We start from the raw sequence: 19,585 nt of genomic DNA, 5'->3' as shown, positions 1-19,585 counted from the left end.
GTCAATGTCAAGAAGAAAGCAGGGTCTGGCTCTGCTCCGAATGGACCACCTGAACCTGATCCGGGAACGGGGTCAAACTCTAAAATGTACTCACCTGGTACAGGTGTATTTGGAATGGTAAAACCTGTAAGGTTGTAGTCAGTGGTTTCATCAGGACAAAGATCATTGTCGATTCCAGCCTGATCTACAACACCCGCTTCACATGTAGTAACAGGTATGCAACCAGGGTTTCCTTCCAATAGAAAATCAACAGTAACGGGTGGAAGTGAATCACAAGATGTAGCTCCGGTAATTATTCTACCAGTCAAAGTCCACTGACCGGTTAGAGCAGGAGCTCCTCCCGCAGTAGTCAATATATTATCAATACCAACAAGAATGTCTTCATCTACAGATCCAGCCGGAACTCCGAAAGTCAAAACAAACGCACCAGCGAATGGACCTCCGGCACCTGAACCGGGAACAGGATCAAAGTCAATTCTGAATGCTCCCGCTACAGGACTATTAGGAATAGTAACCCCGGTAACGCTGTAATCGAAAGGAATTAAAGGACAAACCTCGGTAGGGATAGCGGCAAGATCGAGCGTACCTGCTTCGCAATCCGTTACGGAAGTACCACCACAACCTGGGGCTCCTATTCCAAGGAAATCAACAACAACTGAGGCAGTTGAGTCACACTTCGTAAAAACGTCTGCCGCATCGGCAAAAGCATATGGCTTTAATTCCCACTCACCAACTAAGGCTGGAAGTCCGTTAAAAGACAAAACACCTTGAATGTCATTATCGATAATGTAAGGAGCAAAATCTGCAACCTCGTAGCCAGTTATAACTACTGAAGCACCCGTTCCTCCTGCACCTGACCCAGGTACGGGAATGAACTCAACTCCCAAACCACCGCCTGGGGGAACAACAATGCCCGTTACTGTTAGTTCTGTGCTAACGGCAGGACACACCGTTGCATCCGTAGCCGAGAAATCAGCAACTCCTGCTTCACATTGCGAAAATGCAGAGGTTGCGGAAAACGCAATTGCTGCACAAAAAAGAAAAATTCTCTTCATCTTAAATGATTTAGTTAAATAAAAGGTTAAACAAAAAATCGAGCAAAAATTTACTCGATTCTGACGGGACAAGATACTAAGAGAACATTCCATTGTCAACTTAATGACTGGGAAATAATTTCTCCAATGCTGCTTTCCTAAACTTGAAGATCTCCTTTGTCTGCTTGGCAACTGTAAAAGAGTGTGCCATTGTGCCTAAAAAACCAAAAGGCATGCTGTAATAAAGAATGTCTCTCGCTAATGTCCCTCCTTTAGCTTCTTCAAACTCGTGGATGTGGTGCCACATTCCAAATGGCCCCTTGAGTTGATCATCTACGAATCGCTTTTTCGGTTCGACATGGGTTATCTCAGTAATCCATGTCAACGGAATTCCCAATAAGGGCGATACCTTATAAACCAAGAGCATTCCCGGATAGACCTTTTCTGCATCCGGCTCATAAACGTTTTGGAAAGCCATTTTTTCAGGGGTGATCTTCTTGAGATTTCTGGGATCAGTAAAGAAATCCCAAACCTCATCCAAAGGAGCGTTTATAAGAATTTCATCTTGTAGGCGATACAGGGACATAACATTCGATTTATGCCTACTAAAGATCAAAAACAACCCTATTGTTTATTTCTCTCCCAACTCGGCAATTTCTCGGTAGAGCTTTTGGCTATGACCTGCAGAAACAGGACACAATGGAAGCCGCATATGGTTTTCACAGATACTCAAATACTGAAGGGTTTCCTTGATGCCACCTGGGTTTCCCTCGGTAAAAAGATCATCGATCAAGGGCATCATTTTCGCGTGGAGTTCTCTTGCCTCACTGAAATGGCCTTGAGCGCAGGCCTCGTAAATTGCTCGGAACCTATTTGGATATGCATTGGCAACCACCGAAATAATTCCATGACCACCTGCGACCATATGCTCAACGAGTAATGGATCATCACCTGATAAAAGGATAAAATCCTTTGGAAGTCCCACCGCCAATTCTTTGACTTGATCGATACTCCCTGCAGCTTCCTTGATTCCAATGATCTTGTCTGTTTCTTCCGCAATGCGAATAACAGTTGAAGGAAGCACATTGCTGGCTGTCCGTCCTGGAACGTTGTACAGTACAATAGGTAATGGTGAAACTTCGCTTAAGTATTTGTAGTGTCTGAAAATTCCTTCTTGGGTGGGCTTATTGTAAGAAGGACTTGCAGTCAAGAAAGCAGAAACCCCTTTCGTGGTGAAGTTTTTCATGCGCTCACCCACGGCTTTGGTATCGTTTCCGCCAATTCCAAAAACGACAGGCAGTTTAGCGGCATTGATTTCGAGAATGAAATCAAGTACGGTCATTTGCTCATCGACCGAGAGTGTTGGAGATTCACCCGTAGTGCCCATTACCACCAAGTAGTGGACTCCCGTGCTTACATGACGCACCAGCTTTTCAAGACCCGCAAAATCGATCATCCCCTTTTCCTGAAAAGGTGTAACCAGCGCTACGCCAACACCATTAAGCTCTTTCATAGTTAATTCGGGTTAAGTAGTGATTGACTTGCTTGACAAATTCATCAAAAGTGGCTTTCTCGGGCAAATCGAGCATGAGGTCGAAATGATCTTCTCGATCCGGATTGTAGTACCCAACCTTTAATCTGGCATTGCTCTCAGCTTGGATAAATTCCAAAGGTAAGGAGGGCGTCCGCTCGAGATTAATGAGGATATCGTAAGGATTAGCCACGAAATTTTTCACTTGGTCGCAACTGGGCTCATACCACCAATTGAGCTCACTTTTCAGAAAATAATCAAACTTCAAACGGTGCGTGTGGTAGTGTGGTACTTCCTTTTTATCGTCTATGTAGCAAAGTGCCAAAACATCCCGCACACCAAATTCCGATTTAAGGTATTTTACGTATTGCTTTACCAAAATATAATAGCTCTCTCCTTTCTCTTCGTAAAGTATAGCTACGCTATGGGCATTGTGAAAATTGGACACAGCTGTTTCTCGGCTCTTGTTGATCTTTGAGAGAAGCTTTCTGCGGCCCCAAGCTTTTTTTATGTCGTCAAACCACTTCACCTTAATTGATCATTTTCATTAAGTCAGCTTCTGATATTATTGGAACTTCGAGCTTCTCGGCCTTTGTTCTTTTTGATGGACCCATGTTTTCACCAGCCACCAGATAATCCGTTTTCGCGGAAACTCCACTTAGAATTTTTCCTCCATTTCTCTCGATAAGAGCCTTAAGCTCTTTTCGATCTATTTCAAATATACCTGAAACTACAAAAGACTTTTCGGCGAGATTATCTGAGTCATTTTCAACTTCCTCTATTTGAAATTGAAGGCCTTTTTCCTTTAATCGATTGACCAGACCTAAATTCGCATCATCGGCAAAAAAGTCCACTACGGAATCTGCAATTCTATCGCCGATTTCATCGACAGCAATCAGAGCATCTCTATCAGCCTCTACGATCGCATCAATGGACTTAAATTTGCGAGCCAAGGTCTTTGCGACGGTTTCTCCAACGAATCGGATTCCCAGCGCGAAGAGCACTCTTTCAAAAGGAATGGCCTTAGAAGCCTCAACTCCGTTCACGAGATTTTCGGCAGACTTTTCGGCCATTCGGTCCAACTTGATCACTTCGTCTTTTGTAAGGTCGTAGAGGTCGGCAAAATTTTCAATCAAGCCTACGTCGAATAGTTCACCTACAGTCTCCGTACCAATTCCATCAATATTCATGGCCTTCCGGGAAATAAAATGCTCAATCCTTCCTTTGATTTGCGGAGGGCATCCATCAGAATTCGGACAATAGTGTTGGGCCTCGCCTTCACTTCTCACAAGCTCAGTATGGCATTCGGGACAATGAGTAAGGTATTCATGCTTCACCAAATCCGAGGGTCTTTTGGAGAAATCAACGGCAATGATCTTGGGAATAATCTCACCGCCTTTTTCGACGAAAACGGTATCCCCTTCTCGCACGTCGAGTTTTTCTATCTGATCAGCATTGTGCAATGAGGCTCGTTTTACGGTTGTTCCTGCGATCAAAACGGGCTCAAGATTCGCCACAGGAGTTATAGCGCCCGTTCTACCAACTTGGTAGGTTATTTTTTCAAGCTTTGTAGAAACGCGTTCGGCCTTAAACTTATAAGCCACGGCCCATCTCGGAGATTTGGCTGTAAAGCCCAATTCTTCTTGTGCTGAATAGGAATTCACTTTGATAACGACTCCATCAATTTCAAAAGGAAGATTTGATCTTTCCTTATCCCAGTAGTTGATGAAGCTCTCAATATCTTCAATGGTCTTGCATAGTGCAATACGGTTCTTGCTTTCTTCCGGAACTTTAAAACCGAGCTTGGCTGCCAAGTTCAAGTTCTCCATATGACTTTCTGCAGGAAGGCTTTCGCCATAAACCGCGTAGAGAAAGCAATCGAGATTTCGCGAAGCCACAACTGCTGAGTCTTGAAGTTTAAGCGTTCCCGAAGCTGTATTTCGAGGATTCATGTATGCCTCTTCACCTGCTTCAACTCGCTCGGCATTCAAATCGGCAAAGACTTGAAGAGGAATAAATATCTCGCCTCTTATTTCGAACTCATCGGGATAAACATCGCCTCTCACTTGCAATGGAATGGTGGAAATGGTTCGGACATTGGTGGTTACATCTTCTCCCGTTTGACCGTCACCACGCGTTACTGCTCTTGAAAGCACACCATCCGCGTAAGTGATGCCGATAGCGACACCATCGTATTTCAATTCGCAGACGTACTCAATTTCGTCGTCGGTATTTTTTTTAATTCGTTTTTCCCAATCTCTGATCTCATCAAAATTGTACGTATTGCTAAGCGAAAGCATCGGGTACTTATGCTTCACCTTTTGAAACTTGTCTGTGATATCTCCTCCTACCCTTTTTGTAGGCGAGTTGGGGTCAGCATGTTCAGGAAATGACTCTTCCAGTTGCTGAAGCTCTTTCAGCATCATATCAAAGTCATAATCCGAGATGGTGGGGGAATTGAGCACATAGTACCTATGGTTGTGCAGGTGAAGCTCTTGGCTGAGCTCCTCAATTCGCTTGCGGGCTTGATCAGAATTCATCTTTAACGGACTCGTCGAAATAACTTCTTGCGAGTTTAATCAAATTCAGGCGTAAGTTGATGACAAAAATAGCACTACTAAAGTCGCTTCCCAAGTCATATTCCAAACCAAATACTTGGCGATAACCAAGACCTGCTGACAGCCCCAGCCAATAGAGCACATTGTATTCACCGTAGGCGACAAACTCCGCTACACTAAAGTTGAGCTCGGGGCCCGTATTTCGCTCATTGGGATTAAGCTCATTTTGATAATAAGTCTTGACCTTCCCTCCGCCTAAATGAAGTGTGCCGCCTACCTCCCACTTCTTATTAAAGTAGAGCACACGATCATAGTATAGGGTGGAATAACCAAAGTCGTACTCGATCTTATTTGCTTCGAGAATGAACTCCACTTCATCATCAAATATTCGGGTGTTCAAGAAATAGACCCCAATTCCGAGTCGGTGAATTCTTTTGTATTCCACACCAAACTTCAAGCCGCCCACTAGAACCCATCGATTCTTAAAGAGTGTTCTTCTGGCATCGAAACTAAAATCAGGCTTGAGTTTGTTTTGATAAGGAAGCAATTCGCGTTCTCCGCCAATGAGCCAAACCTCATCGGATTGATCAAACTGCGCCACCGAAGAGAAGCAGGTGAATAGGAAAAGGACGAATACTAGTTTTTTCAAGTTTTGATTCCTTTGGCCATTCGAAAGCGGCCATTCAAGTCTTTTCGGATTTCTACGGAAGTGAATCCGCGATCCATCAACAAAGAACGGATCTCGGGGCCAAAACTTTCGTTGATCTCAAAGAATATTTTTCCTCCTTTCTTGAGATGCCCCTCAGCCAAGTCTACAATATTTCGATAGAAAATCAATGGATCATCTTCCGGAGCGAAGAGCGCGATGTGGGGCTCAAAATCCAGTACATTCTTCTCCATCCTTTCCTTGTCCTCATAAGTAACGTATGGTGGATTGCTAACCATAATATCGAAGTTCATAAACCCCATACTCTCTTGCTTGAGAATATCAAAGCCAAAAAACTCCATACTAACATCATTGATTCTAGCATTTTGTTGAGCCAAATTCAGCGCTTCAACACTCTTGTCCACACCGAATACCTGAGCATGAGGCATGGCCTTTTTAAGACTGATGGCTATACAACCCGAACCCGTACCAAGGTCTAGTATGTTTTGAATTGAGTCTCCCGATTCATCCAAGACCCATCGAACCAACTCTTCTGTTTCAGGCCTGGGGATAAGCACATGCGAATTTACTTTAAACTTCAGTCCATAAAAATCACAGAATCCCAGAAGGTATTGAATCGGCTCATTTCGCTGAAGTCCTTTTAAAATGGAAACCATCTTTTCGACTTTGTAGTCTTCGACGGTTTCATTCTGATTGATTTGAAGCTGAGCCCGGGAGTACCCAAGAACCTCATACGCTGCCATGGCAAAGAAATGGTCTATTTCCAAGCCAGGATAAGCACCGACAAGTTCCTCTCTGAACCTCAACTTTAGAGCTGCAATAGTTGGCATGACTAATATTATCAGCTTGCCAAGGTAGATGAGTTAAAAGGTCATGTAAAGCACTTCTCACGTATTTTTTCAACCATCAGCCGAAATTATCAGACAAGCTTGTTTTCTTTGCCACGTGAAGAGCCACGAACATTACATGCGACGTTGCCTCGACTTGGCTAAAAACGGTCTTGGACGGGTTGCACCAAATCCGATGGTTGGAAGTGTAATCGTCAAGAACGATAGGATTATCGGAGAGGGATTTCATCAATCTTACGGAGAAGCTCATGCCGAAGTCAACGCGATTCGCTCGGTCAAAAGCGCGGATGACCTCAAAGAAACCACCATATATGTGAGCCTTGAGCCATGCTCTCACCAAGGCAAAACTCCACCTTGTGCTGATCTTATCATCAAATCGGCTATTCCAAGGGTAGTCATTGCTCAGTCAGACCCAAATCCAAAAGTAGCTGGTCAAGGAATTGAAAAATTGCGAGAAGCAGGAATAGAAGTTACGACGGGAGTTTTGGAACGAGAGGCCAAGGAGCTCAACCGAAGGTTCAGAACTTTTCACGAAAAGAAAAGACCTTATGTGATCTTAAAATGGGCCATGTCTGCCGATGGCTATATGGATAGTGCTCGTGCCGCTGATAAAAAAGGAATCTTTTGGATTTCATCTCCTGAAACAAAGAAGTTGGTCCATAAATGGCGCGCAGAAGAAGGAGCTATTCTCATTGGTAAAAGGACTTTGGAAATTGACGACCCCTCACTAGATACTCGGGACTACTACGGAACTGACCCCCTGCGCGTGGTATTGGTCGGAGATAAAGAACTCAACCCCAATCGCAGGGTTTTAATCGATGGTAAGCCAACCTTAATCATTGGAGAAGAAAGAGGCAACATAGAGAGAGAATTCATTGATTTCGCCGCTCCCGAAAGTGACGATCTGGCTGAGTCTGCTCTGACTGCACTTTACGAAAGAAACATCAATAGTGTAATTATCGAAGGAGGCGCATACACCCTGCAACACTTTTTATTGACCAGAATGTGGGACGAAGCGAGAATTATCCAGTCTACACGAACGCTCAATGGCGGACTGGAAGCACCCAAGATTCCTTTTGAACATTCTGAGTTGTATTCGTACGGCAGGGATAACGTCTTTTTGTACCGCAACAAATGATTTACCTCCTCCTAAGTATTATTTGCTCCACGGCTATTTATGCCATTTTTAGCCTTTTCGGCAAATACAAGATTGACACCTTTCAAGCCATCGTTGTCAATTACTTCGTCGCTTCGGGTTTTGGATTTTGGTACACCTATTCGAGTGGCGGGGGAAACTATACACTCGCAGAACCTTGGCTGATCAATGCTGTAATAGTAGGTGTTCTCTTCATCACACTTTTTTATATCATGGCCATCACCAGTCAGCGGCATGGAGTCACCGTCACAGGTATTGCCACTAAGATGTCAATGGTCATTCCCGTTTTCTTTTTTCTCATTGCAGATGAAGATGAATCCTGGCACTGGGCCAAGCTTACCGGAATAATACTAGGAATCATTGCCGTTTTGCTAACCACCCTTTCGGGAAAAAAGAAAACCAGCCTTAATCTGGCAGCACTAACTCCCATCGTACTTTTTGTCGGAAGTGGTTTGCTCGATTTGTTTTTGGCCCTAACCGAAAAGAATTACCTCACCTCCGATATTGCCTACACCGACTTTGTTCCCGTACCCTTTGGAATCGCTGCTACCATCGGTACAATTATCTTGATATACCGCGGAATCGTTAAAAGAAGTCGCCTTCGAATTAAAAATATAGTCGCTGGATTGATCCTCGGATTGGTTAACTATGGCTCTATATACTTCTTGTTAAGAATTTTAGGAAGTGGACTAATTGATCGATCAGCTGCCATCCCGGCTAATAACATGGGAGTAGTTGCCCTCTCGGCGATAGTCGGGATCTCTTTATTCAAAGAGAAACTCAGCCCGAGAAAGCTTTGGGGAATCTTACTGGCTTTGGTCGCCATCGCCATGCTAACCTTATTGAGTCCTTGAATTTCAACTACCAAACTATATCGACCCGAGGTACAGGCATGTACAAAGTGAAAGGAAGTAAACACTTTGGATATGCCTTTCACGTAAAAAGTGAAACGGACATTGAGGCGGCTCTGAACGAAGTAAAGCAAGAACACCACTCAGCACGACACGTGGCTTATGCCTGGCGCTTGGGAGCGGATATGGATCGGTATCGTGCCAACGACGATGGAGAACCTTCCAACTCCGCGGGAAAACCAATTTTGGGACAAATCGAGAAGTACGAATTGACGAATGTATTGATTGCAGTCGTTCGCTATTTCGGAGGAACGAAACTTGGAGTTGGTGGACTGATCGACGCCTATCGCACAGCCGCCGAGCTGGCGATTGAAGACAGCACTATCATCGAGCGACAGCTTATGGCCAATTATCGCCTGCACTTCGGTTATGAGCGTATGAGTGAAGTGATGCTGACACTTCGCACCCATGATTGGGAAGAGTCAAATCAAGACTTTAAGACCAGTTGTACGATAGATGTGGCTTTACTTCCCGAAAAGAAGGAAGAAGTCGCCCAATCTTTTCAAGCCTTTAGCGATATTCGCATCGAATACTTAGGAATCAGCTAACATGAACACCGAGCTCCTCAAAAAACTATGTGCCATCCCCTCAACGGCGGGTGATGAAGGGAAAATGAGAGATTTCATTCTCGACTATTTCTCCAAGAATTCAAAAGACTTTAAAGTTGCTCCCAAAGTATACTCGGGTGCAGGTTTTCAAGATATGGTTATCGCCGTATTCGGAGAACCGCGAACAGCCGTATTGGCACATACCGACACAGTTGGGTTCACGGTAGCTTACAAGAATGTGCTATATAAGATCGGTGGCCCAAAAGCAAAAGATGGCACTTTGATGGTCGGAGAAGATTCCAAAGGCAAAATTGAGTGCACCCTCAAAATTGAAAAGAAGAAGGTCAAAAAAGTAAAAGAAGAGATTTTCAAATACGAGGCCTCCAGAACCATCGATCCGGGAACTACTTTAACGTATGCTCCCGATTGGAAAGAGACCAAGAATTATGTCAATAGTGCTTACCTAGACAACAGACTGGGGGTTTGGAATGCGCTGGAACTGGCTAGAACCATTACCAATGGAGCGCTCGTATTCACCACTTACGAAGAGCACGGAGGAGGCGGAGCACAGTTTGCGGGAAAGTTTCTCCAAGACAATTTCGGAGTGCAGCAAGCTTTGATCTCTGATGTGACTTTACTTTCAGATTCGATCAAGCATAAAAAGGGAGTAGCCATTTCTATGCGGGATCGGGGCATTCCTCGCAGAAGTTTTGTCAATCGCATTCTAGAGATTGCAAGAGAAAACCAAGTAAAATACCAGCTCGAAGTTGAGAAGGCAGGTGGAAGTGACGGCAACTCCTTACAGTCCAGCTCTTATGCATGGGACTGGTGCTTCATCGGGCCACCTGAAGACAATTATCACCAACCGGGTGAAAAGGTGCACAAGGAAGATATGGCTGAAATGCAAAAGCTCTACAAAGCATTGCTGGAAAGCCTTTAACCTCCAAAAGCTTCAACTAGTTGTTGTGGTGCACGAGTAGGTCTGCCTGAATCCTTATCACAAAAGACCAGAACTATGGTCGAGGTGCACAGCTTTTCGCCTTGGGCATTCGCCAAAACAAAATCAAAAGTGATTTTAGCACCGGAAAGATCTGTTAGATTGGTATTTAAATAAACCTCATCATCGTATTTGACCGGCTTAAAATAACGGACGGTAAAATCACGCACGGGAAGGATCACACCATCGTCTTCTATTTTTCTATAGGTCAGCCCGAGAGATCTTAGCAGTTCTACCCTGCCGACTTCAAACCAGGCAGCGTAATTTCCATAGTACATGTAGCCCATGCGATCTGTCTCAGAATAGCGTACTCTAAAAGTGGTAGTATGTGTCATAAATCAACTTGCTCTTTCACGTCGATTGTTAATAAACGCGAGTTTCTTCTTGTTTAAAACAAATATGCTTTATATTGGGAAACTACGTACCCTCTTACCGAGGAATTTGAAGTTCGACTTGCCACGAGTACTCACTTTGATGTGGCTTAGCCTTTTACCTCATTCGGATGTGGCGGGAATGTAGTATAAAAAAGCTTCGAAACTCAATAAAATCAAGCACTGTGAAAAAAAAACCCAACTGTAAAACTTTTTTATTCCACAACCCCTTAATCGCTTTTTTTTTCACTTTTTTCTCTAAATATTTGCCTCACTATTGGCAGATGCGCATGGGAATTTTGCCACACCTGTAAAACGCATTATAAACCATTTTCTAGACGTACTAACTAATGAGTAATAAACACGAGGAAGTGTGGGGAAACTGTCTTGACTTAATCAAGGACAACGTTAGCCTCCAAGGATACAAAACATGGTTTGAACCAATCAAGCCCGTAAAGCTTGATAAACAGGTATTGACTATCCAAGTTCCTTCCCAGTTTTTTTACGAATGGTTGGAAGAGCACTACATTCATCTTCTGAAGAAGATCATCCGCAAAGAACTCGGCGATGATGGCCGCTTGGAATACAGCATCATCATGGAGAACAATTACAATGGTTCAAGTCCTTACACAGTTAAGGTTCCGACGACCAACAGACGGGCGATCAAAAACAATCCGGTATCGGCACCGATGGACATCGGAAGCAAACAGATTAAAAATCCGTTTGTCATTCCGGGACTTAGAAAGATCAATGTAGATTCAAATCTCAAACCCAACTATTCTTTTGAAAACCTTGTAGAAGGAGATTGCAACAGACTGGCTCGTTCAGCAGGATATGCAGTAGCAAAAAATCCGGGCGGAACAGCATTTAACCCCCTACTCATTTATGGTGGCGTAGGATTGGGTAAAACCCATTTGGCTCAAGCCATTGGTATTGAAATTAAAAACAGATTTGCTGAGAAAACAGTTCTTTATGTAGAATCTGAAAAATTCATTCATCAGTTCATCGATGCAGTGAAAAACAACAATGTGAATGACTTCAGTCATTTTTACCAAATGATTGATGTACTCATCATTGATGACGTTCAGTTTTTTGCCGGAAAGGAGAAAACACAAGATATGTTCTTCCATATCTTCAATCACCTCCACCAAACAGGCAAACAAATCGTGCTGACCAGCGACAAAGCACCGGTTGAGATGCAGGGTATGGAGCAACGACTCCTATCGCGTTTCAAATGGGGACTTTCAGCTGATCTTCAGATTCCAGGACTTGAAACAAGAATCGCCATTCTTGAAAAGAAAATGTACGCCGATGGAATTGACCTTCCTAGAGACGTAGTGGAATACCTGGCCTACAGTATTACCACGAACATCCGTGAATTGGAAGGTGCGTTAATCTCTCTTATCGCTCATTCATCGCTCAATAAAAAGGCGATTACGCTTGAGTTGGCGAAACAGATGATTGACAAGTTTGTAAAGAATACTGCACGAGAAGTCAGCATCGACTACATCCAAAAAGTTGTTTGCGACTATTTCGATTTGCCAATCGAATTGTTGAAGTCCAAAACCAGAAAGAGAGAAGTCGTTCAAGCGAGACAAATCGCCATGTACTTTGCCAAGAAAATGACCAAGAGCAGTTTGGCCAATATCGGAATGCACTGTGGAGGTAAAGACCACGCGACTGTGCTACACGCGTGCCGAACCGTCAATAACTTGCAGGAAACGGATAAACAGTTCCGAAAATACCTGGAAGACTTGGAGAAAAAACTAAGCATTCAATAATAAACCACCCCGGCTGAGGCCGGGGTTTTTTTATTTCCTGAGAATCCAAAGCAAGAATAAGTTTAAGCGTGCATTTCTCAGATGATCATTCTACCTTTCCGCCTCGAATGCTCAAAGTAATCTCGTACTCCTTCATCTTGACCCTTGTAGCTTGCAGCGTGAGCTCTACCCCCATGAGGACTACTCCTCCTGCTAACAGTCAGGTTATTTTTATTGATCCTTCTGTAGATCCCTTAATTGGTTTAGACCCGGTCAACATCAAAGACGCTAGCCAGATGGGGGATTTCATCGTGCTGGATGTATCTTATTCAGGTGGATGCGAGGACCACGAGTTTCAACTTGAAACGAGCGGAGACTTTACTGCCACATATCCTCCCGAAGTAGATATAACACTCAAACACAACAGCAATGGCGACCGATGCCGCGGGGTAATGGATAAAAAACTTTGGTTCGATTTGTCACCGTTAAAATATGATGGGACCAATAGAATCATTCTTGTTCTCACCAATACCGACACCACTTTAGATTACAATTATTAAAGCCCATGAAATACGCAGTCTTAAGCTTTCTTTTAATATCACTCTCTGTGAGCACATTAGGTCAAATTAGCCACGGAGGAGAACCGTACAGATGGAATTCAAAAGACGTATTGAGTTACGAAAACTATCAACTTCCGGAGGTAGATTTGAAAACCCTGCAAGAAGAAGATGCCATTAATGACAAATTAAAGAGTGCTCCATATCGATTTGGAAAAAACATTGAAGTAGATATTGACATCCACAACAATGGTATTTGGACCGAGCTTGAGAATGGCGATGGTATATGGCGTTTGGCATTAAACTCAAAAGAAGCAACGAGTCTGAATTTTGTCTTTGACTCTTACATAGTTCCTGAAGGCGGCCAGGTTTTCATTTACACGGAGGATAAGACTCAGCTTCTCGGAAGTTTCACCCACGAAAATACCAGCAAAAACAACAGTTTAGGCGTGGGGTTAATCTTTTCTGACAAGGCCATTATCGAGTATTACGAGCCGGCAAACGTAAAAGGAGAAGGATACTTGCACATCAACAATGTAACTCATGGATACCGCGATATCCTTGTGAATGTGGAAAGAGAAGAAAAAGGGGCCTTTGGAAACTCAGACGATTGCAACATCAATGTGAATTGTCCGACTGAAATTGATATTGATTTTCAAAAGCGGTCTGTAGCTGTCATCGTCGTGAACAATAATGGAGTTTGTTCAGGAGCCATGGTAAACAATACCCTTCAAGACGGCACTCCGTTTTTCTTAACAGCCAATCACTGCCTGCCCGGAAATACAGGCTTTACCCAAAACTGGATATTCTACTTCAATCATGAAACACCGGGCTGCAGCGGAAACAATGGTCCAACCAACCAAAGTATTTCAGGGGGTACGCTTTTGTCAAATAACAATGAAAGTGATTATGCGCTCTTGGAATTGAACGATGCTCCTCCATCAAGCTACAACGTTTGCTACTCAGGGTGGGACGCTACTGATTCTCAGGGATCGGTGAGTTCTGCTTATGGAATCCATCACCCCAGTGGAGATGTAAAAAAGATTTGCTTTGAAGAAGATGCGCCGTACCATGAAAACATCGGCTCTTTTGTCAATCAAACTTGGTTCATCGATCAGTGGGAAGAAGGTGTAACAGAAGGCGGGTCATCGGGCTCCCCCCTCTTTAATCAAAACGGCCTCCTTATCGGTCAACTAGCCGGTGGTCTGGCAGCCTGCGATGGAGATGTAAACAACGGTAGTTTTGACTATTACGGCAGAATGGGCGTTTCTTGGACGTTTGGGAATAGCCCCTCCAATGCAATTCGGTTTTATTTGGACCAATCGGGCTCAGGGACATTGATCGTACCGAATTCGTGCAATACCAACCTACCTGATTTAAATGCAAGCCTAGGAGTTATTACAGGGATTCCCGCAGCCTCCTGCGAGCTTTCTCCTTTTACTTCAAGTGTCAATGTGGTAAACCTCGGTATAGAAACCATTGAGGAAATTGTTCTCGAAGTAAACTTGAATGGGAGCATTGAAACTATTGAGTGGTCGGGAAATATTGCTCCTCAGGAAGATACATTTGTATCACTTGGTACATTCAATCCATCGAATGGAGTTAATAATTTCACCGTTGAAATTATCTCATTAAATGGCGATGAAGACACAGATGAGTTGGGAAACGTAGCCTCCAGAACTTTCGAAGCATTTGATCAAGCCTTAGAAATTAATGTCATCATCAACTTGGACAATTATCCTGGTGAAACTACTTGGACTATAACGAATGAATTTAATGATGTCATTGCTTCAGGAGGTCCATATACTGACGATGACGACCCCGTGAATGAAATACAGTGCTTAGAAGACGGCTGTTACGACTTTACTATTTTCGATTCTGCTAACGATGGACTCTGTTGCGGATTTGGCCAAGGTTCATATTCGGTGGTAGATCAATTTGGGACTATATTAGCTTCAGGAGCGGAATTTGGTTCATCAGAAACCACTCAAATATGTGCAGCTCTGGATACACAAAATACTGGGAATAGTGAGTTGACCCTCTTCCCCAATCCGGCTACCGATGTTCTTAAAATTGACGCAGGAAATGAGGTGATCGATCGAATAAGCCTATTCGACATTAGTGGAAAATTGATTACTGAAAAGAATAAAGTGAATTCTCCTAAAACCTTTTTCAACATCAATAACCTGCCTTCAGGACTTTATGTAGTAGAGGTGGTTGGTTCAAATGGATTTACTTCAAGAGAAAAGGTAGTCGTCGCGAAAGAGGAATAATCCAGGGGGTAAAGCCTTCACTATTGGTTTGAATCAATAGCTACCCAAGTATTTTCTGATAAACCATTCGGCAGACAATAATAGCAGCAGAATGAAGAATATCCATCGAAAGTTAAGAATGGAACTGAATATCTCGTTGGTGTAGCTTACAGGCTTTAGTTCTCCTTGACCTTGATTGAGCCGTTGAATAAGTTTGCTCACGTCGCCGGGATAGTAAATAGCTCCACCCGAATTGACAGAAACCAAATTCAAGGTTTGATGATCAGCTCTTAATCTCGCACCTTCTAGAGCAAATGGTTTTACCCCGAAACTACCTGAATCGCTTAGACGTTCTCCATTCTTGTTTAAGAAGGCTTCATAGGTATAATTGCCTGCAGGCAAGCTTCCCACGTCCAGTCGATATGCTTGGGGTGTTCTTGAAAAGAAATAAGGGAATTCTGTACCGTCTTCGCTTTTGATCAATAATTCCACATCAGCATCATTAATTGATTCGTAAGAAGGGTTGTACAATTCGGCCCTGAACACGAGGGCTTCATTTTCCATTGCCAATTCAGGACCATAAGCTCTGAAGAGCCGTTTATCCTCCTTTACTGCAAGATATTGTACCAAGCTACCGACGAATGAATCAAAAACTTCATGATTCTCATTAATGGCATAATCAGTCAAGCGCCAGCGCCAGAGGCCTTCTCCTAGTAGAGTTGCAGACTTCCCTTGGTTTGAAGAGTTGATCACCAAAAGCGCATCATCTGTTCGAATTCTCCCCACCTTTTGATAAAGTAGAGTTTCGGTAGAATTGGATTGTGACCATTGCCCAAAAGGCACTTGAAGCGGCGGAGCTTCCTGAACCAAATTATTCACGCCGTCATCTAGCTTGAAAAGCGAGAAATTGGTATTGACCTCCCCTTTGACATCGTTTGTAGAATTGGACCTACCCACCAAAGAAACACCTAAACCGAAGTTCGTTAAACTATTCAAAGTGGTCTGTTTTCCCACAATGACCCAAATTGGCACTGTCCCTTCGCTCAGCGTTTTTTCAATCCTCCTACCGGCCGCAGTAGCCGATGGCAGTTGATGAAGAATCACCAAATCGAAATCAGTAAAGTCACCTTCAAAATCTGAAGCTAAAGCGACTTCTACCTTGTAATTGTCGTTAGAAACAATCGCTTCTCTTAACGCTTTGAGATCAGGATGTGGAGAGTTACCAAGGACCAATACCTCTTGACGATCATCTAAAACATCAATAAAAACGGAGGTCGTATTGTTGATCTCAGTCGATTCTTCTCCAAGATATTGGAGACTCAATGAGTATCGCTGTAGTCCCGGCTCTTTCGCTTCCAATACCGCTCTGATAGTAGTCGAGAAAACCTCTCGATTATAATCGATCGTTTCAGAAAAGAGGACTTCCCCTTTATGAGAAATTGAGAAGCGAGCAGAGGAACCCTGCATTTTATCCGCTTCAATTACCGCTTCTATGGGGAAGCTATTTCCCAAAAACGCAATGCGATTGGCCGCTGTTTCAGCGATTCTCGCATCTCGTTTTACAGTGGTATCGCCAAATGCCACCGCATAAATCGGTGCATTCAATCCATTATTGAGGTATCTCGGATTTCTTCCACGATTGTATATCCCATCTGAAAGAAGGACTACGGCGCCCAAATTTCGATTGGCATATCTGTCATTAAGCGAAGAAAATACTGCTGAAATATCCGTCACCGGTTCAGAAAAGTCGATCTCATTGCCTTCGTTTAGCTGTGAGCCAAAAGTGTATGTGGCTACTTCGTAATCTGCACTGAAGTCATTAGACAACTGACTGAAAATATCTTTTACACTTTGGGCTGTAGCTGAAGAATCTTCTCCCATGACGAGAGAAGATGAATTATCAGCAACGATAGCTATCACGGGTGGCTCGAAGCTAATATCGAAATACCGCACCAGCGGACCAAGCAAAAGAAAAGTGGCGATGGTAACGAGTAGAAATCTCAAGGTACTTAGTGTCCACAAAGCTCCTTTCGACAATTCGGCGATAGACCGATTGCGAAAATAGAGAAGGCCTGCAAAGAGCAAGCCCGCTATGGGGCACAATAGCAGCGCCCAAGTTGGATATTCAAGTGTTAAGTTTCCCAATTATGTTAACATTCCTCCATCTACATTCAACGTCTGCCCGGTGATATAAGTACTCAGATCACTAGCTAAAAACAAAGCTAAGTTAGCAACATCATCAGGCGTCCCCCCTCTTTTTAAAGGAATAGCATCTCTCCAACCTTGAACGGTTTTCTCGTCGAGTTCTCCTGTCATTTCCGTTTCGATAAATCCGGGTGCAATGGCATTGCAGCGAATACTTCTCGACCCCAGCTCCAGAGCCACAGACTTTGTAAACCCTAGAATTCCAGCTTTTGATGCGGCATAGTTGGCTTGACCGGCATTACCCATCACCCCTACTACCGAACTCATATTTATGATCGATCCTTTGCGTGCCTTTAGAAAGGTGCGCAAAGAAGCTTTGGTCAGGTTAAACACTGATTTCAAGTTAACTTGCATCACCTCATCCCATTGCTCTTCCGTCATTCTCATCAGCAGCGTATCTCTGGTGATTCCTGCGTTGTTAACCAAAACGTCTATTGTACCAAATTCGGCTACTACAGCATCAACCAATTCTTGCGCAGCATTAAAATCCGCAGCATTGGACTTAAAGCCTTTTGCAGTTCCTCCTGCTTCAGACAGTTCGGCTTCCAGGGCGCGCGCCTTCTCATCAGAGCTGGCATAGCTGAAACAAACCTTCGCTCCGTGATCGACGAACGTTTTGGCAACGGCTTTCCCGATTCCTCGTGAAGCACCCGTGATCAAAGCAACTTTTCCTTCAAGTAATTTCATAATTTCAATTTTGAACGCCGACAAAGTTAGAAACTTGGAGGGATGAGCCATCATAAGAGAGCGGTATCTGTAACCTTTTGTATTTTTTGGCACTCTACTATCAAACCTTAAAATCTCAACTATGCGCTTTCTTTTACTTCTTTCTGTTTTTCTATCAAGCTCATTACTCGCCCAAATTCCAAATCCGGGCTTTGAATCATGGATCGTAGGTAATTGGCAACTTGACCCTGAAGGCTGGACGACTTCTAATGGACAATTAATTCCCGCTGTTTACCAAGATACGGATTCATACGAAGGTGAATTTGCCATGCGTGTTGATGCAGTTGACAATGGATTAGGCGGTTATGGCTTTGCCGAATGTACCGTACCGATTGACTACATTCCCTCCAGTTTGGACTTTTATGTAAAAGCAGGAACCGAATTTGGTGGGGTGAGTGTGACCATCTCTTTTTACAACAATGATTTTCTCTTCAATTCATTTGATTGGAATAGTGGCACTTCAATAGAGGAATGGACTCTGGTATCCATTCCAATGGAACAGAACGAACCCGTGCTCACTCACACCGTCATTCGAGTAGAAGCTCAAGTTGGCGACTTAGTCCCGGGAACGGCTTGGATATCGGTTGATGCTATGGGTTTTGAGGGCCCTCTAAGTGATGGAGATATAATAGATGATCGAGACTTCGCAATATATCCTAACCCTGCAAACGATTACATCATCTTAGATGGACTAGCTCCAAATGCGACTATTAGAATTATCAATATAGCGGGACAAACGGTTTTTGAGTCAAATTCGGTCGCAACGCAAATGAGACTCGATCTTGATAATTTTGCTCCCGGCCTTTACATTCTAGATGTTCAACCCGTCAAGAAAGCGGGTGTATCGCGAAAACTAGTGATCAAGTGATTCCAGACCTGATCTTTTCGTAAGTTCGAGCCAAAAGCTCAACGAACATGTTTAAGACATTTGCCTTTCTTGTATTCCTTGCATTTGTGCCTTTCGGCGAAAACGATTCTGCGCAACGAATCCCTTTAACCAAGGAAAAGGTCAAAAACTATATCGAGACCAGAGTTAAAGCTCACGACTTACAGCTCGAGTACGAGGCCAATGCCGATCAATACGAAGACGTGATTTTGGCTTATTACAAAGAGAGGAACGAGTGGCTGCTATCTCAAGGATGGACAGGCAAAGAATTTGACGCCACTGAAGAATGGATTTTAGGCGTCGCCAATTCAATTGAGGCCCAAGCCGAATTGGACCTGGAAAATGCCGAGCGAGACAATCAGTTTGCCGAGTTTGACGCGAATGAGCACTTGAGTGAGGACCAGAAACAGCAGATGAAAGATGCCATTATGGAATCAGTTGTGCAAAGACAAGCCTACATTGACATCTTTAAAGAAGATTGGCCCGCAGTGAAGCCATATTTAAGAGAGCTCGAGAAACTGGATGAATACATCGGAGGTTCCAAAACGAAACCGTTCGAATAGGAATAAAAAAAGCGA

19 protein-coding genes are annotated in these 19,585 nt (G+C 43.6%); 9 read left to right on the top strand and 10 right to left on the bottom strand.

Going from position 1 to position 19,585, the window contains the following annotated elements; genetic code table 11:
- The 7 genes from O3Q51_18195 to prmC all read right to left on the bottom strand — a co-directional run.
- A partial coding sequence (locus tag O3Q51_18195; protein ID MCZ4410753.1) for a hypothetical protein occupies positions 1 to 1,055 on the bottom strand: 1,055 nt, incomplete at its 3' end.
- Between the two features lie 100 nt (positions 1,056 to 1,155).
- Entirely contained in the window at positions 1,156 to 1,620 is a 465-nt protein-coding gene (locus O3Q51_18190; protein MCZ4410752.1) for an SRPBCC family protein, read from the bottom strand.
- A 45-nt stretch (positions 1,621 to 1,665) separates the two neighbouring features.
- Positions 1,666 to 2,547 (bottom strand): 4-hydroxy-tetrahydrodipicolinate synthase, encoded by an 882-nt coding sequence (gene dapA, locus O3Q51_18185; GenBank protein ID MCZ4410751.1) that lies wholly within the window; start codon positions 2,545 to 2,547, stop codon positions 1,666 to 1,668.
- Positions 2,534 to 3,094 (bottom strand): hypothetical protein, encoded by a 561-nt coding sequence (locus tag O3Q51_18180; protein MCZ4410750.1) that lies wholly within the window; start codon positions 3,092 to 3,094, stop codon positions 2,534 to 2,536. The genes dapA and O3Q51_18180 overlap by 14 nt, the downstream gene beginning before the upstream one ends.
- Position 3,095: 1 nt before the next feature.
- Complete coding sequence (gene ligA, locus O3Q51_18175; GenBank protein MCZ4410749.1) at positions 3,096 to 5,105, bottom strand: NAD-dependent DNA ligase LigA; 2,010 nt, start codon at positions 5,103 to 5,105, stop codon at positions 3,096 to 3,098.
- Complete coding sequence (locus tag O3Q51_18170) at positions 5,095 to 5,772, bottom strand: hypothetical protein (protein ID MCZ4410748.1); 678 nt, start codon at positions 5,770 to 5,772, stop codon at positions 5,095 to 5,097. Before O3Q51_18170 ends, ligA begins: the two co-directional genes overlap by 11 nt.
- The gene (gene prmC / locus O3Q51_18165; protein ID MCZ4410747.1) at positions 5,769 to 6,620 is read right to left on the bottom strand and encodes a peptide chain release factor N(5)-glutamine methyltransferase; all 852 of its coding nucleotides are present in this window, start codon (positions 6,618 to 6,620) and stop codon (positions 5,769 to 5,771) included. Before prmC ends, O3Q51_18170 begins: the two co-directional genes overlap by 4 nt.
- Before the next feature lie 115 nt (positions 6,621 to 6,735).
- Here prmC and ribD point away from each other — a divergent pair, with 115 nt between their 5' ends.
- From ribD to O3Q51_18145, 4 genes are read left to right on the top strand one after another with little or no spacing between them, the layout of a single operon-like run.
- On the top strand, positions 6,736 to 7,776 hold the full coding sequence (ribD, locus tag O3Q51_18160) for a bifunctional diaminohydroxyphosphoribosylaminopyrimidine deaminase/5-amino-6-(5-phosphoribosylamino)uracil reductase RibD (GenBank protein MCZ4410746.1): 1,041 nt from the start codon (positions 6,736 to 6,738) through the stop codon (positions 7,774 to 7,776).
- A complete protein-coding gene (locus tag O3Q51_18155; GenBank protein MCZ4410745.1) occupies positions 7,773 to 8,648 on the top strand; it encodes an EamA/RhaT family transporter in 876 nt (291 codons plus the stop codon). The genes ribD and O3Q51_18155 overlap by 4 nt, the downstream gene beginning before the upstream one ends.
- Positions 8,645 to 9,253, top strand: coding sequence for a YigZ family protein (locus O3Q51_18150; protein MCZ4410744.1), 609 nt, complete (start codon positions 8,645 to 8,647; stop codon positions 9,251 to 9,253). The genes O3Q51_18155 and O3Q51_18150 overlap by 4 nt, the downstream gene beginning before the upstream one ends.
- Position 9,254: 1 nt before the next feature.
- Positions 9,255 to 10,193, top strand: a complete 939-nt coding sequence (locus O3Q51_18145; GenBank protein ID MCZ4410743.1) for a M20/M25/M40 family metallo-hydrolase — start codon at positions 9,255 to 9,257, stop codon at positions 10,191 to 10,193.
- Here O3Q51_18145 and O3Q51_18140 read toward each other — a convergent pair.
- Positions 10,190 to 10,585 carry a thioesterase family protein gene (locus O3Q51_18140; GenBank protein ID MCZ4410742.1) on the bottom strand — a complete coding sequence of 132 codons (396 nt, stop codon included), beginning with the start codon at positions 10,583 to 10,585 and terminating at the stop codon, positions 10,190 to 10,192. The two genes, O3Q51_18145 and O3Q51_18140, sit on opposite strands and share 4 nt — an antisense overlap.
- 386 nt (positions 10,586 to 10,971) lie before the next feature.
- On the opposite strand from O3Q51_18140, the gene dnaA reads away from it, so the two are divergent.
- From dnaA to O3Q51_18125, 3 genes are all read left to right on the top strand, one after another.
- Positions 10,972 to 12,402 (top strand): chromosomal replication initiator protein DnaA, encoded by a 1,431-nt coding sequence (dnaA, locus tag O3Q51_18135; protein MCZ4410741.1) that lies wholly within the window; start codon positions 10,972 to 10,974, stop codon positions 12,400 to 12,402.
- A 107-nt stretch (positions 12,403 to 12,509) separates the two neighbouring features.
- Positions 12,510 to 12,941 carry a hypothetical protein gene (locus O3Q51_18130; protein ID MCZ4410740.1) on the top strand — a complete coding sequence of 144 codons (432 nt, stop codon included), beginning with the start codon at positions 12,510 to 12,512 and terminating at the stop codon, positions 12,939 to 12,941.
- 5 nt (positions 12,942 to 12,946) lie between these two features.
- The gene (locus tag O3Q51_18125; GenBank protein ID MCZ4410739.1) at positions 12,947 to 15,211 is read left to right on the top strand and encodes a T9SS type A sorting domain-containing protein; all 2,265 of its coding nucleotides are present in this window, start codon (positions 12,947 to 12,949) and stop codon (positions 15,209 to 15,211) included.
- 33 nt (positions 15,212 to 15,244) lie between these two features.
- On the opposite strand, the gene O3Q51_18120 is transcribed toward O3Q51_18125, so the two are convergent.
- Together O3Q51_18120 and fabG are read right to left on the bottom strand one after the other, a co-directional pair.
- Positions 15,245 to 17,335: a hypothetical protein gene (locus O3Q51_18120; GenBank protein ID MCZ4410738.1), complete on the bottom strand. Its 2,091-nt coding sequence runs from the start codon at positions 17,333 to 17,335 to the stop codon at positions 15,245 to 15,247.
- Positions 17,336 to 18,082 (bottom strand): 3-oxoacyl-[acyl-carrier-protein] reductase, encoded by a 747-nt coding sequence (gene fabG, locus O3Q51_18115; protein MCZ4410737.1) that lies wholly within the window; start codon positions 18,080 to 18,082, stop codon positions 17,336 to 17,338.
- 121 nt (positions 18,083 to 18,203) lie between these two features.
- Here fabG and O3Q51_18110 point away from each other — a divergent pair, with 121 nt between their 5' ends.
- Both O3Q51_18110 and O3Q51_18105 read left to right on the top strand, forming a co-directional pair.
- Positions 18,204 to 18,989 carry a T9SS type A sorting domain-containing protein gene (locus O3Q51_18110; protein ID MCZ4410736.1) on the top strand — a complete coding sequence of 262 codons (786 nt, stop codon included), beginning with the start codon at positions 18,204 to 18,206 and terminating at the stop codon, positions 18,987 to 18,989.
- A 47-nt stretch (positions 18,990 to 19,036) separates the two neighbouring features.
- The gene (locus O3Q51_18105; GenBank protein MCZ4410735.1) at positions 19,037 to 19,570 is read left to right on the top strand and encodes a hypothetical protein; all 534 of its coding nucleotides are present in this window, start codon (positions 19,037 to 19,039) and stop codon (positions 19,568 to 19,570) included.
- Positions 19,571 to 19,585: the final 15 nt, after the last annotated feature.

This window comes from Cryomorphaceae bacterium 1068 (genome assembly GCA_027214385.1).
In the GTDB taxonomy this organism is placed as follows: domain Bacteria; phylum Bacteroidota; class Bacteroidia; order Flavobacteriales_D; family Cryomorphaceae; genus JAKVAV01.
This window is presented reverse-complemented; position numbering and strand designations above follow the sequence as displayed.